This is a genomic window from Duncaniella muris (assembly GCF_003024805.1).
Classification (GTDB): domain Bacteria; phylum Bacteroidota; class Bacteroidia; order Bacteroidales; family Muribaculaceae; genus Duncaniella; species Duncaniella muris.
Window position 1 is genome coordinate 32,660 of sequence record NZ_PUEC01000022.1, and the last position, 14,139, is coordinate 46,798.

Below are 14,139 nucleotides of genomic sequence, written 5' to 3' on the forward strand. Positions count from 1 at the left end.
ATATGACCAAGGCCGAGATCAAAGAGCTTCTTGCCGGAGCCGGGGTGTTTCGCTCGGCTGTGGCTCAGGTGTGTCAGGTAGACGAGGCCTCTGCCGATGATTATCGCGCGTGGATTTCCGAAGGGAAGCACGGTGAGATGGCTTATCTTGAAAAATATGACGATCTGCGCTCCGATCCCCGCCGTCTGCTCGACGGGGCCCGGAGCGTGATTTCATGTGCTTTCAATTATCATTGGGGTAATGGCGGCGCTACCGCTGACAGCTCCGGCGGAGACCTCGACGGCTCCAGAGTGATGCGCCCGCTGCTGTGGGCGGAATATGCCTTGGGCGATGACTACCATGATGTGGTCAGGAAGCGGCTGTCAGAGGTGGCGGAGAAGATCAGTAGTGCTACGGGTGCGGAATGCCGCGTGTGTGTCGACACGGCTCCTCTCAGAGAGCGCTACTGGGCGGTGAAGACCGGACTCGGTTTCATCGGGCTTAACAATCAGCTGATTCTTCCGGGAGCCGGATCGCGCTTCTTTCTCGGCGAGATTCTTACCACTCTGCCTCTGGAGCCTGACGAGCCTGCGGCTCCGGGAAGCTGCGAAGGCTGCGGACGCTGTCTGAAATCCTGTCCGGGCAAGGCTCTGAGCGCGGGGGCCGACGGGAGGGTGACGCTTGATGCCCGCAGGTGTCTGTCGTATCTTACAATAGAATATCGCGGCGAACTGCCGGAGGATGTGCGTCTGGGGCGTCATGTGTATGGCTGCGACGAGTGCCAGCGTGTATGCCCGCACAATCGTGTCTCGCCGCTGAGCGAAATCGTGGAGTTCAGGCCCCGCGAGGCTGTGGTCGCTCTGAGCGCGGAGCGGATCGCAGAGATGACGCAGGAGGAGTTTTCAGCGATTTTCCGCCGTTCGGCCATCAAGCGGACCAAGCTTTCAGGGCTGCAGCGCAATGCGTTGAGGATTATTGAAGAGGAGACAAGGCGTCGGTCTCGCGAAGACGACGGTCAGGAGGGGTGAGGGCGAAAGATTCGGGATTGTATTTCGCTCCGAACGAGAGGTAGAATCCGTCAGCAAGGAGCTGACGCGCGAGTTGCGGTCTGCCACGGAAGCCGTGTATGATCCAAGGCTGTGCGGGTTTCCATTTACGGCGGAGTCCGATGATTTCAGGGTAGGTTCTGACGATATGGAGCAGGAGGGGTTTGCACCAGAGTTCACTCAATTCAAAATGCAGGTGAAGCAGGTCGGTCTGGAGACTGATCAGGCTTACTCTGTTTGCAATGTTGAGGTCCGCGTTGTCAGGATTCTGCCGCAGAGGGTCAAGGCCGCATTCGCCAATGGCTTTGACCTGCGGCTGGGCTACAAGGGCGCGGAGGAGGCGCAGGTCGGCAGGGGCAACGCGAGTGGCGTTCCAGGGGTGGATGCCGACCGAATAGCTGTAGCCGGGGCGCAGAAGAGGTATGGCTTGAAGATCCAGCTGACGCGCAAACGCGCTGCAGGGAGTCCGATGATCTACGGGATCAAGATCGACGAGGGCGTTGCGGCGCAGGATGTGGGTGTGGACATCGAAATTCATAGCCTTTCAGGGTACAGGATCATAGCCTGAGCCTCCCCAGGGATGACAACGGCCAATGCGCTTTATGGCGAGCCAGAGGCCGCGGACGGGGCCATGTCGGGTTATCGCCTCGACAGCATATTGGCTGCATGTGGGCGTGAACCGACAGGCTGCAGGAAACATGGGGGAGATACACAGCTGATAGAAGCGGATCGGCAATATGAGGAGGCGACGGATCAAGGGTCTGATTTCAGGAGTTTGCTGATTCGCCTTGGCCGGCTGAGGCGGCGAGGGCCTGGGAGATACGTGAGAGGATGCGGACCACTGATTTTTCGACTGTGGCATAGGTCTGAAGGTCAGAGGCTACGTAGACAAAGGCAATGTCAAGCGGGAGGTCGCGCGGAATGAGGTGGCGGTTCAGCCGGTAGGCTTCGCGGATGCGGCGGCGCATGTAGACTCGTTCCACGGCATGGCGCAGCTTTTTCTTTGGCACTGCGATCAGAAATTGAGGGCATGAGGCCGAGCTGCGGGCTTTGTTGACTGTCCAGACAGCCCTCAGGGGGTAGGCCATAACAGACAATGCAGCGGGATTGCTGCGGTCAAAGAGCTGACCGATTGCAATCTCGCTGCGGAGTTTTTCTATCTTATAAAGCCTGAGGCCGAGCATAAGTGCGAATTGAATTGGAGAGGAGGGGGTTGTTATCCGTTCTTGGCATCCTCTTTCAGGAAGTTGTCAAGCGCTGCGGTCATCGAGGGTGCTTTCACCGAGGGAGCTTCGAGGTCGAGGCGCAGACCAGCGTCGCGCACAGCCTGTGCGGTTGTTCCGCCGAAGCATCCGATGCGGATGTCGTTCTGCTCGAATCCGGGGAAGTTTTTAAGCAGGGAGTTGATTCCCGAAGGGCTGAAGAAGAGGAGCATGTCATAGTCGAATTTCTCGTCAGGGCCGAAGTCGTTCGAGACTGTACGGTACATGACTGCTTTTGTGTAGTTGATACCGTTGCTGTCGAGGATGCTTGTGTCTTCCTTGTGTACATCCGAGACGATGTAGAGGAAGCGTTCTTTCTTGTGCTTGATCAGCAATGACATGAGACCGTCGAGCTTGCCGGTCTCGCCGTGGAAGATCTTGCGTTTGCGGTAGACGATGTATTTCTGCAGATATAGAGCTATCGACTCTGTGGTGCAGAAATATTTCATGGTGTCAGGGATGGTGACTCTCATTTCCTCACAGAGGCGGAAGAAATGGTCAATCGCAGTGCGGGCTGTAAAGATAATTGCCGAAAAATCGGTAATTGCTATCTTAGACTGACGAAATTCCTTAGCTGTAAGCCCTTCTACTTTGATAAAAGGCCGGAATACAATTTCAACCCCATACTTTTCTGCTATATCATAGTAGGGAGATTTGTCGGAAGCAGGCTTCGGCTGGGAAACTAATACTTTTTTTACTTTCACTGTCGGATAGTGCTTGTTTAACGTAGGTTAGGACTGCATAGTAGTATTTTGCAGCGAATTGTCTCCATCGGAAGCTTAAACCTCTCAATTTCAAGCTTCCAACTGGCTGAAACGGCCGATACAGCGGAAAATCAGTACCACGGGCACGATTTCGAGCGTGCAAAGATACAAAATAAAATAAAGCAATGAGCCAAAATTATCGTAAAAAAGCCTAAAGCCCTTGAAAATAAATATCAGTCGGGCTATCAGATAGCAGACAATTCCGATTGAGGCCACGGCTGCTGCGCCGCCGGGGTTGAAGAGCACTATGAGGGCCGGGATGGTGAGCAGCAGGCCGAGCAGGGCCTGGGAGGCATTGAAGCCCTTGATCCACTGCCGGGCCGAGAGTTTGTCGGTAAACACATAGCCCACAATGCGGTAGGCACACAGCTGCCAGAGATAGTAGACTCCGGCCACCACAAAAAAAGCGGCTATCTCAGGGAAAGTAGCCAGTGGGGTCGACAGTCCGTGGGAGGTCAGGGCGGCGTTTATTATTATTCCCTCGCAGAGGCAGGTGAGCAACACGATGGAGATCTGGATTCCGGTCTCGCTGAAGGTGCGGACGGTGAATGTGCTGTCTGTGCGGCGCACCGACCAGAGGTCGTAGGAAAAGTTTTTGATGTAGGTGGAGCAGTGGCGCAGATTGAAGGCGAGAATCAGAAACACGGCTATCAGCAGGCAGAGCACTCCGGAGTCATAGCCCGGCAGAAGGGTGCGCGACGCCGGGCGCATGCCGAGTGTGTAGGGGACGGTGCCTATGGTCATTCCGGAAGTCTCCGAGACCGGTGCTTCCCACCGGTGGCAGAGCTTCGGGGCAAAGGGCGCTACAGAATCCTGGCTGAATGAAAGCGGGTTCATTTTTCCGACTCTTCTACGTGGTTTCCGATGAGTGAAAGAGCCTCCTCCGGAGTGGTGGCAACCAGCGCGGGAATAAGTCCGTCGCGCATGAAACCGAGTTCGGTCATGCGGCGGAACATATCGAGTAAGGGATCATAATATCCGTCGGTGTTCACTATTATGACCGGCCCTGTGAACAGTCCGAGCTGATGCCAGGTCATGATCTCGGCGAGTTCGTCGAGGGTGCCAATGCCGCCGGGAAGGGCTATTGCCGCACATGACATGGAGGCCATTGTCATCTTGCGCGAGTGCATCGAGTCGGTCACGATGCAGTGCGAGAGCCGCGGATGGTTCCAGCGCTTCCGCATCATGAATTCCGGGAGAACGCCAACGGCCTCTCCCCCGGCTTCAACGGCACCTTCAATAGCTGCCGCCATCATGCCGCCGGCACCTCCGCCGCAAACCAGCGGCCGGCCCGACGAGGCTATCAGGCTACCCGTCTGACGGGCCACCTGCAGATATTTCTGATCAATTTCGGATGAGGAGGCGCAGTAGACAACCACGCCATTGCGTTCTGACTTGGAATTCATGAGTGCAAAATTAGCAAGATTCTTCAAGAGAAACAAATGATGCACCCATGATGGTCATGCAAAAAAATAGTATTACATAAACCGTTGCCTTACGAAGGGGGCTGCGGGGGCGCGCAGGAGTGCTGTCAGGGAGTCAAGGGCCGTGCGGAGCTTCGAGGCGTAGGCGCCGGCAAGTTCACAGGCCGATGCTCCGCCTGCGGCGAGCAGGGCGGTGTGGATGACGCGGCTGACTACCGTCATTTCCAGCTGACGCCTTATCAGCCCGTGGATTCCGGCCGGACGCTCCCCGCCCGGAGTCGCAGGCACCCGCAGAACGATCTGCATCAGATGGTCGGCAGAATCGTCGGCCGGGTGCTCTCCGGGAGAGACTGCGGGCTTCTCGCCGTCGAGATCGGCATCGTCGACATATGGCATCAGATCAAGCACTGTCTCGGCAAAGGCGTTCTTGATCATCAGAGTCAGCATCCCCCGCCGCTCCGGATCGAGGAGCGGCGAGAGAGCGGTGCGGGTTGGTTCAGAAGCCGAAAGAAGTTCCAGGGCCACAAGCGCATGGACCGTGTCGGCTATAACCTGTGTTGAAAGTGAGTAGAGCATAGCGGGTGGTGACTGTTAGGGAATTACAATACGGCGTGATTTTTGGTCGAAAGAGTTGCGCAGCAGGTCCATAGCCCTTGCGGGAGAGATGAAAAACTGCGAGGCTCGGCCGGAGGCAAGCACGTCGGCGAGAGCATCGCCCAGACGGCAGCCACGGCGCTCCATCAGGCGCGAGGCCCGCGAGTTGAGTTCTTCCCAGAGGGCCAGACGGCGGTCATTGCGCAGCTTCAGCCGTCCGTGGCGCAACACGCGCAGCATGCGCAGGGCATATTCAAACGTGCAGTAGTAGCAGGGAGCGGGCTCAAGAGCTGTGAGCGAGGCAAGATGTTCGAGGCTCACCGGGCGACCGGCGGGAAGAGTGGAGAGAACTCGGCGTGCGGCTTCGAGAAAATGGCGGTTGCGGAGGGTTACTAATGAATACATAAGGTCAGGAGCGGGGGAAAAGGTGTGTGTGCGTGTGTGTGAATGATTAGTAAATGTGCTTCGGAAACGTGAGGTTTTCCATAGGCAAAATTAAGTCCGGAGCCAGGCAGAAAGCGGGCACATCAGTGTGAAATTGTGTTAATCATCTCAGCAGCGATACTGTCACGGACACAGCGGAAAGAGTTGAACGACTCATAGATGTCGAGCAGGGCTATGGCCGAGTTATTTATCTGGCTTTCATAGAGCGAGGCCGAGACATTTGAAGCCTGCAACTGCCCCTGGAGCGCTCCGGAGACTCCTGAAATCTGCTGGAATAGCTTCATTTCGGCATCAAGAAGCTGCGAGGCGTCGCGTGAGGCTCCTGAGGAAACGCTTACCTCCTGAGGCATCATCCGCGCGGCGGGGTTGACAGGAATGACACCGCCCGGACGACTCCAGACGCGGCTGACGTCACGGATGTCGGATTCAGGCATGATGGCATCCATAGGCATCAGCAGCACACCCTTGGCACTGTTGGCCAAAATGTGATCTATCATGGTGATGAGGATGTTGATGTGTTTCTGCTGCCCTATCAGATCCTCGATGAAGGGATGGACCTTGCCGTCGGTCAGAGGATAGAACTTGAAGGCATAGGGATGTCCGCCTGAGGGAAGAGTGGAGCGGGTCTCGTCAAGCACGGTGCCGTTGGGAGCCATGAAGCGGCAGTGCCAGTGGGGATCATCAGCCGGAGCGGCGGGGTCGATGTCAAAGTTCCAGACTTCAGCCACGTGGCAGACCGCGGCGTGGTCCGTGGCGTTGAATCCCGAAGAATTGGCATAGCAGCGTTCGAGCATGGCACAGCGCGAGGCCGATCCGTGACCGAAGCGAAGTTTCAGCTCGGCGAGGCTGACGCGGAAAAAGTGTCCGATGATGCGCACATCGGCCCCGCGCGGATCGGAGAAGCGGTTGACGAAGAAATCGTCAGGGCAAATATTGTCGGCCCATACGGCAAGCGGCGAACCGGGGCGGCGTTCGCAGACGAGTTTCTGGATGACGCAACCTGAGATAAGAAACTCCTCCAGGCAGCGGCTGTCGAGCTCGTCGAGCTGATTGGCCTTGCGGAAAGCCGTCAGTTCCTCGCTTCCGTCCGGCTTCTCAGCGGCGGAGAGATTGTAGCGGAAACGGCCCACGATGCTCTTGACAAGCGAGCGCAGAAGATTGTTTGTCAGCGGACGCATACCCGATTCCAGAGCGTGGTCATACTCGGAAAGTATGCGGCCGTCATCGGTTGTAATAAGGTCGGACCACTGACGGCCATAGGTGTGTTCCATCAGCCTCAGGCGCAAGGCACGCAGACGCGAAAGCCCGCGATGGGCATCGACCGCACGGCGGTAGAGACCCGGATTGTATTTCAGCTTCATGACTCGCAGGTGTAGTTGTGAAGGCAGGCAAGTGCCGAATCATCGAATTCATAGAGGCCGTCCTCGCAGACAGCGCAGTCAAGCGAGAGAAGACGGTCAGCGGCCGTGACGGCCGGATAGAGCCTGAGTTCACCGCCGCTGAAGAAGGCCACAGGCGATGCGGCGGTGGCGCGGGTGAAGCGATGGAGCTGGAGCGGCAGCTGCGGAGACGAAGGGTCGGTGATCACCTCGGCAGGACGCAGCCAGGAGGCAAGACGCACCTCCAGAACGCGGACGGTCCCGGCGGGAAGGGACAAGACTGTGGAAGCGTCGGCCGACGGCGGGGGCAAGGGCAGATCGAGCCTGCTGGGCGCAAGCATGGAGGCGGGGGCTTCGCGAAGCAGTCGGCTGTACCAGCGGTTGATGGCGGCGATGTAGACGGCGGTACTGTCGATTCCGTCGTTACGGCGGAACACAGCATCGGCCAGCGGAGGAGATCCGGCGTAATGCAGGCGCCAGAGATCAAGCATTTCGGATAAATCGAGTGTCAGTTTCATAGTGCGGGAGAATGGAGGGGTGATGTGTGGAGGGTAAATGGTTACGGTGCGGAGGGGGTGTGGAGGGGGGGTGGTGTGGATTCACTGCAAAGTTAAGACCGCAGGCAAGCGATTTTGGTGCGATAATACGGAGAGGCATGAAATTTTTTTTATTAATTTTGTCAATACATTATCAAGACTCCAATCCTATGACACCGGATGCAATAAACAATCTGAAGGAAAAAATACTTGCCGGGGGCAGCCTGAGCACCGTGGAAGCCATGAGTCTCATAGACCTCAGCCCGCAGGAAGAAGATGCCCTGATCGAAGCCGCCGCCGAGGTCACAGAGCGCTTCGGAAGCCGCGATTTCGACTCGTGTTCAATCATCAACGCCCGTTCGGGCCGTTGCAGCGAAGACTGCAAATGGTGTGCACAGTCAGCTCATTACAAGACCGGAACGATGTCCTATCCGCTCGTAGACCATGACACCTGCATGGCTCTTGCCGCCTACAACCGCTCGCGCGGCATAGGGCGCTTCTCGCTCGTGACAAGCGGACGCGCTCTCAGCGGCGAAGCCCTCGAAACTCTCTGCGGCTACTACCGCGAGCTGCGCCTGGCAGGCGGCATGGGGCTATGCGCCTCGATGGGCCTGCTCGACGCCGAAGCCCTCGCCAGGCTCAGAGACGCCGGGGTAGAGCGCTACCACTGCAACCTCGAATCGGCACCCTCTCACTTCTCCACCCTCTGCTCCACCCACTCCATCGAAGACAAGATCAAGACCATAGAAGCCGCCCGCGCCACAGGCATGGAGATATGCAGCGGAGGCATCATAGGCATGGGCGAAAGCCGCGCCCAGAGAGTGGAATTCGCCCTGACGCTCAGAAGAGTAAATCCGGTGTCGATACCAATCAACATACTCGTGCCCATTCCCGGCACTCCGCTTGAAAACACCGAGCCACTGAGCGGACGCGAGATTCTGCTGACGGTGGCCATCTTCCGCATGATCCACCCCCACGCCGTGTTGCGCTTCGCCGGGGGACGGGCCTCGATCGCCAAGGAAATACAGCGCGAATCGCTCCGCATAGGCATCAACGGCAGCATCATGGGCGACCTGCTGACAACCATCGGCTCGCAGATCGACGAAGACATAGAGCTGATACGCTCTTGCGGCTATAACTTCAAAACTCCACAGCAATGAGCAATTCACTGCCTGATCTGGACCGCGGACAGCAGACCCGCTACCGCGGCCACCTGTCGCTCTGCGAGATTGACTTCGCCGGCCAGAAAGCACTGGCCGCCTCACGGGTACTCGTGGTAGGCGCCGGAGGGCTCGGAAGCCCCGTGAGCCTTTATCTGGCGGCTGCCGGCGTAGGCACCATAGCCCTGATGGACGCCGACACCGTGAGCCTCAGCAACCTCCAGCGCCAGATAATCCACTCCACCCCTGATCTCGGAAGGCTGAAAACAGACTCCGCGGCCGAAAAACTGCGGGCGCTTAATCCGGAGGTCAGCATCATCACCATCAACAGTCGCCTCAGCGAAGAAAACGCCGAAAGCATAATGGCAGGCTATGACCTTATAATGGACTGTACCGACAATCTGCCCACACGACTGCTGATCAACGACTGCTGCGTCAGACTGGGCAAAAAAATGGTGTTCGGCGCCGTGTCGCGTTTCTCCGGCCAGGTGTTCAGCCATGTGCCCGGAAGCGCCTGCTACCGCTGCATCTTCGACCCCTCGTCGATCAGCGGCGACGGCGAGGAACTGCCATGTGCAATCAACGGAATCCTCAACACCGTGGTTGGCGTCATCGGCTCCCTCCAGGCTACCGAGGCCATCAAACTGCTCGTAGGCACAGGCGATCCGCTCGTCAACCGCATGCTGACGTTCGATGCCATCACAATGGACTTCAACATCTTTGCAATCAGCCCGATGGAGGGCTGCGGGTGCGCCTCTGTTAGCAAATTTTAACTTCCAATCTTAAAAAATCGAAAAATTTATAGCTACCTTTGCACCGCGGAAACACTGTCACTCACCTCTTCTCTGACAACCAATCAAGTGACACAGTATCAAAAACCACAGATTTATCATGACTCAAGCGATCAACATGCCCCGCGTTGAAATAGTGGGCAGCTTCCTCCCTCCCGAAGAACTTGAAAATGCTTTGAACGAAAAAATCCGCGGCAATCTCAGCGAGGCTGACTATCATGCCGTTGAAGACCGCGTAATCGACCGCCTGATCGACCGCGAGATCGAAGCCGGACTCCAGATTGTGACCGACGGCGAAATGCGCCGCAAAAGCTGGGACCGCGACTTCTGGGAAGGATTCGAAGGTATGAGCCGCGAACGCATTGACACCGGCAACATCTATCAGGACGACATCCTGCGCCATGACCTGCTCCGTTTCAGCGGAAAGATCGAATTCAATCCCGCCCACCCCTTCTTTGACAAGTTTGTCCACATGCAGGAACTGACTGCAGGCCGCGCCGAAGTCCGCCAGACCATCCCCTCGCCCGGCCAGCTCTACATGCGCATGTTCCTCTCGTCAAACGGAGATCCCGGCAAATTCTATGCCACTCCTGACACCCTAATCGATGATATAGTGGAGGCCTACAGCCGCACAATTGCCGAATTCTACCGCCTCGGATGCCGCCACATACAGCTCGACACCGAAGTCTGGGGCCGACTGAGCAGTCCTGAATTCGACCGAATGCTCCTGCTCGGAGGCGCTGACGTCAACGAGATCACCCGCCTGCTTCTCGACCTGATCAACCGATCCATAGCAACCCGCCCGGCCGACCTGGAAATCACCTTCAACATCGCAGCCAACGAACAGGCCGTGCCCCGCTGGTATGACGAAAAGGAACTCGCCAACCTGCGCCTGATGCTTGAGACCATTGACGCCGACGCCTTCCTGCTCCCATTCGAGATCAGTTCTCCGGAGGCCATCAATGCTCTGCGCTGGCTCCCGGCCGGAAAGCGCGTGATCCTCGGACTGGTTGACGGCAGCCTGCCCAACCTCGAAAGCGTGAATGACATCGTCACAGCTGTCAGAATGGCCCGCCGCTACGTGCCGATGGAAAAACTTTCAATCAGCCCGACCTGCGGCTTCAAGGTCCGCGACCGCGAGCGCCAGGGTCTGAACTACGAGACCCAGTGGACCAAGATAGCCCTCCTGCGCCAGGCAGCCGAACTCGCAGCCGAATAAGAGGGTGTCAGACTGAACAGCCTCTAAGAGCCGACAGGACAACAGACACATCCGGTCTGCACCGGAAACCCGCACAATATATACACACAATGCCACCCCTCGATCTGCCATGACAGGGAATGTGAGCATTGTGTGTTATATTTTAACACAGCTTTACAACCTCAGTTTCCTGATTTTTATTAACTTTGTAGCTCATTCAAAATAGTAGCTTACAACCCTAATAAAGCCGGATTTCCACAAACCCCGGCACTTCTCCGATCATGAAACACTTCTCATCACAAACTAAAAACGCACTTCTCTCACTGATCGTTGCCACCGGCGCGCTTCTGGCGTCATGCGGTCCGGCGAAAGATATCGCCTACATGCAGGACCTCCCTGACAACGCCGTGCTCACCCTCCAGGAAAACGGCGAACTCCGTCTGCAGCCCGGCGACAAGCTCCGCATCAAGGTCCACAGCCGCGACGAGGAGATGGTCAAGATGTTCAATCTCTCGCAGACAAGCAACTCAGGCTCCGTGGAGCATGACATGTACACCGTCGACAAGAACGGAAAGATCGACGTCCCGGTGCTCGGACAGCTCTCGGTCGAAGGCATGACACGCCTCGATGTGGCCCAGATGATAAAATACCGTCTGCTTGCCGGAAGCCTGCTCCGCGACCCGATAGTCACCGTGGAGTTTCCGCAGATGGCCTATTACGTGATCGGCGAATCAGGCGTGGGGCGCCATGAGTTCCCGGCCGACAAGCTCAACATCATGGAGGCCCTCTCGATCTCCGGCGACCTCGCTATCAGCGGAAAGCGCACCAACATTCTGGTGCTCCGCACCGAAAACGGCAAGCAGGTGCCCTATCGCGTGGACCTCACAAGAGCCGACGGCGTATATGCCTCGCCGGCCTACTACCTCAAGCAGAACGACATGATCTACATCGAGCCAACCCAGGTCAAGGCCAACCAGTCGACAGCCAACGGCAACAGCTACATGACCCCTTCGTTCTGGATCTCGATGTTCTCCTTCGCCACCACAATAGCGGTGCTTCTCACAAAGTAACAGATACCACACCTAACCTCCTAACGCCAATTCTTCTCGACTGATGCAACGAAATCTCAACCAATCACCCGCCACAGGGACCGAAACTGCCGCACAGGCCGCATCGTTCCGGCAGAATGCTGAAGGCTTCGCCAAGATAAAAGACATAATCTTTCTGATGCTCGGCCACTGGAAATGGTTTGTCCTCTCCCTGGCCGTGGCCTTCGGAGCGGCATACTATTACCTGCAGATCACCCCCAAAGTCTACACAGCCTCTGCCGCCATACTCGTCAAAAGCGATGAAAAGAACTCCGGATCGGAAGATATGCTGCTCGACCTCGGAATCAAAGCCCAGAAAGTAAATATCACAAACGAGATAATGTCGATGCTCACCGGCTCGGTGGCCGATGAGATAACCCGCCGCCTGCAGCTCAACACCGAGTACTACCATCCCGGAACTTTCCACAAGGCCGTGGCCTACGGTGTGGAACTGCCAGTTACCGTCGAACTGCCCGACCTCGGACAGGCCGAAAGCGCAAGCTTCAGCCTCCAGCTGCGCAAAGACAGCACCATAAGGATCTCTTCTATGGTGCTCAATGACAAAGCTCTTGACGGCTCTCTGACCTTCAGCATGGGCAAGCCGGTGAAGACTCCGCTCGGCATCATGACCGTCAAGCCTTCGCCCTACTACCGCGAGGGATTTCAGGACGAACTGACAATAAGCCGCATCCCGTTCAGCACCGCATCGGCCCAGATCAGATCATCGATCGACGCACGTCAGCGCAACAACCGCGCGTCAATAATCGACATCACCTACAGCGACCAGTCGCGCACACGCGCCGAGGACATCCTCTCGACCCTCGTGGCCGTCTACAATGAAAACTGGATCAAAGACCGCAACCAGGTGACGGCAAGCACCACGGAGTTCATCAAGGAACGCCTGTCGATCATCGAAAGCGAACTCGGCAACGTGGACAGCGACATCTCAGACTACAAATCGCGCAACCTCGTCACCGATGTCAGTGCGATGGGCGGCATAGCGCTCTCGCAGATGAACTCATCGCAGGAAGCCGGACGCGAACTTGACAACCGCGTCTACATGACCAAATATCTCCGCAACTACCTGACCGACGGAATGCACGAGAAAGAACAGCTTCCGGCCAACTCCGGCATAGACAATCCCAGCATCGAGGCCCAGATCCAGGCCTACAACCAGCTCCTGCTCCAGCGCAACAACCACCTGTCAATCTCCTCCGAACAGAATCCGCTCGTCATGGACATAGACCAGAAGCTGTCGACAATGAAGGGCAGCATCCTCGGATCGCTCGACAATGAGCTGACCATGCTCTCCACCCAGAAAAGAGCCATTTCATCGGCCCAGTCGCAGGCGGTGTCGAAAATCGCAGCCAATCCGCAGCAGGCCAAGTATCTTCTCTCGGTCGAGCGCCAGCAGAAGGTCAAGGAGTCGCTCTACCTCTTCCTGCTCCAGAAGCGCGAGGAAAATGAACTTTCGCAGGCCTTCACCGCCTACAATACCCGCCTGATCGAACATCCTACGGCATCACCGGTGCCCGTCACCCCGATACCCTCCCGGATCATGACCTTCGCTCTGATAGCAGGTCTGTTTGTTCCGGCCGGCATCATAATGCTCATCGAGTCGTTCAACACCGCCGTGCGTGGCCGCAAAGACCTCCAGGACCTCCATGCGCCCTTCGTCGGTGAAATTCCGCTGGCCACCCAGCGCAAAGGCAAGCGCCGTGTGGCCCGTGAGGTCTCAGACAACCGTGTGGTGGTCAAATCAGGCAGCCGGAGCATCATGAACGAAGCCTTCCGCGTGGTGCGCACCAATCTGGAATTCATCCTCGGCTTTGACGGCGGCCACCATGTGGTGATGCTCTCGTCAATGAATCCCGGCAGCGGCAAGACCTTCACCTGCGCCAACCTGTCGACAGCTCTTGCCATCAAAGGCAAGAAAGTAATAGCCGTTGACCTCGACCTGCGCCGCGCTTCGCTCTCGGCCTATGTCGACAATCCCGCCCAGGGTGTGTCAAACTACCTCAGCGGGCAGGTAGCCGACTATCATGACGTGATAGTGCGCCTTGGAGAGCTCGATGTGCTCCCCGTAGGCACAATTCCGCCCAACCCTACGGAACTTTTCTTCCATCCGCGCTTTGCCCGCATGATGGAGGAGCTGAAAGAAAACTATGACTATGTGATCCTCGACTGCCCGCCTGTGGAGATCGTGGCCGACGCCGCCATCATCTCCCGCTATGCCGAGATGACTCTCTTCATAATCCGCGCCCACCTCATGGACCGCTCTTTCCTCGCCGACATCGAAAACTGGTATCAGGAGCGCCGCTACCCGAACATCTCCGTGATCCTCAACGGCACCCGCAGCGAGTTCTCGCACTACGGAGGCAGCCGCTACGGCTATCAGCGCTACGGCTACCACTACGGCCACTACGGCGAGTACACAGATTCAGCCGAGGAATCCGAAAAAAGATCCTGATCAC

At 57.1% G+C, this 14,139-nt stretch carries 16 protein-coding genes; 6 read left to right on the top strand and 10 right to left on the bottom strand.

What is annotated here, in order from left to right:
- Positions 1-2 precede the first annotated feature (2 nt).
- A complete protein-coding gene (gene queG / locus C5O23_RS09885; RefSeq protein WP_107032782.1) occupies positions 3-1,007 on the top strand; it encodes a tRNA epoxyqueuosine(34) reductase QueG in 1,005 nt (334 codons plus the stop codon).
- Here the strand turns inward: queG and C5O23_RS09890 are convergent.
- The 10 genes from C5O23_RS09890 to C5O23_RS09935 form a co-directional block, all read right to left on the bottom strand.
- Positions 952-1,563, bottom strand: a complete 612-nt coding sequence (locus C5O23_RS09890) for a TatD family hydrolase (protein ID WP_107032783.1) — start codon at positions 1,561-1,563, stop codon at positions 952-954. The genes queG and C5O23_RS09890 overlap by 56 nt on opposite strands.
- Before the next feature lie 6 nt (positions 1,564-1,569).
- Entirely contained in the window at positions 1,570-1,791 is a 222-nt protein-coding gene (yidD, locus tag C5O23_RS09895; RefSeq protein ID WP_205743443.1) for a membrane protein insertion efficiency factor YidD, read from the bottom strand.
- Position 1,792: 1 nt separating this feature from the next.
- Positions 1,793-2,209: a ribonuclease P protein component gene (locus tag C5O23_RS09900; protein ID WP_107032785.1), complete on the bottom strand. Its 417-nt coding sequence runs from the start codon at positions 2,207-2,209 to the stop codon at positions 1,793-1,795.
- A 32-nt stretch (positions 2,210-2,241) separates the two neighbouring features.
- Complete coding sequence (locus C5O23_RS09905) at positions 2,242-2,991, bottom strand: uroporphyrinogen-III synthase (RefSeq protein ID WP_107032786.1); 750 nt, start codon at positions 2,989-2,991, stop codon at positions 2,242-2,244.
- Positions 2,992-3,081: 90 nt separating this feature from the next.
- The gene (locus C5O23_RS09910) at positions 3,082-3,888 is read right to left on the bottom strand and encodes a DUF4271 domain-containing protein (protein ID WP_107032787.1); all 807 of its coding nucleotides are present in this window, start codon (positions 3,886-3,888) and stop codon (positions 3,082-3,084) included.
- Positions 3,885-4,457: an LOG family protein gene (locus tag C5O23_RS09915; protein WP_107032788.1), complete on the bottom strand. Its 573-nt coding sequence runs from the start codon at positions 4,455-4,457 to the stop codon at positions 3,885-3,887. The genes C5O23_RS09910 and C5O23_RS09915 overlap by 4 nt, the downstream gene beginning before the upstream one ends.
- A 72-nt stretch (positions 4,458-4,529) precedes the next feature.
- Entirely contained in the window at positions 4,530-5,051 is a 522-nt protein-coding gene (locus C5O23_RS09920) for a hypothetical protein (protein WP_107032789.1), read from the bottom strand.
- Between the two features lie 15 nt (positions 5,052-5,066).
- Complete coding sequence (locus tag C5O23_RS09925; RefSeq protein ID WP_107032790.1) at positions 5,067-5,474, bottom strand: hypothetical protein; 408 nt, start codon at positions 5,472-5,474, stop codon at positions 5,067-5,069.
- A gap of 122 nt (positions 5,475-5,596) precedes the next feature.
- Entirely contained in the window at positions 5,597-6,874 is a 1,278-nt protein-coding gene (locus tag C5O23_RS09930; protein WP_107032791.1) for a portal protein, read from the bottom strand.
- Positions 6,871-7,410, bottom strand: coding sequence for a hypothetical protein (locus tag C5O23_RS09935; RefSeq protein ID WP_133166543.1), 540 nt, complete (start codon positions 7,408-7,410; stop codon positions 6,871-6,873). The genes C5O23_RS09930 and C5O23_RS09935 overlap by 4 nt, the downstream gene beginning before the upstream one ends.
- Positions 7,411-7,598: 188 nt before the next feature.
- Here C5O23_RS09935 and bioB point away from each other — a divergent pair, with 188 nt between their 5' ends.
- From bioB to C5O23_RS09960, 5 genes are all read left to right on the top strand, one after another.
- Positions 7,599-8,588, top strand: coding sequence for a biotin synthase BioB (gene bioB, locus C5O23_RS09940; RefSeq protein WP_161553590.1), 990 nt, complete (start codon positions 7,599-7,601; stop codon positions 8,586-8,588).
- Positions 8,585-9,361 carry a HesA/MoeB/ThiF family protein gene (locus tag C5O23_RS09945; RefSeq protein ID WP_107032794.1) on the top strand — a complete coding sequence of 259 codons (777 nt, stop codon included), beginning with the start codon at positions 8,585-8,587 and terminating at the stop codon, positions 9,359-9,361. The genes bioB and C5O23_RS09945 overlap by 4 nt, the downstream gene beginning before the upstream one ends.
- A gap of 118 nt (positions 9,362-9,479) precedes the next feature.
- Positions 9,480-10,598, top strand: a complete 1,119-nt coding sequence (locus tag C5O23_RS09950; protein WP_107032795.1) for a uroporphyrinogen decarboxylase/cobalamine-independent methonine synthase family protein — start codon at positions 9,480-9,482, stop codon at positions 10,596-10,598.
- A 260-nt stretch (positions 10,599-10,858) separates the two neighbouring features.
- Entirely contained in the window at positions 10,859-11,647 is a 789-nt protein-coding gene (locus C5O23_RS09955) for a polysaccharide biosynthesis/export family protein (protein WP_107032796.1), read from the top strand.
- A gap of 43 nt (positions 11,648-11,690) precedes the next feature.
- Entirely contained in the window at positions 11,691-14,135 is a 2,445-nt protein-coding gene (locus C5O23_RS09960; protein WP_107032797.1) for a GumC family protein, read from the top strand.
- Positions 14,136-14,139 lie beyond the last annotated feature (4 nt).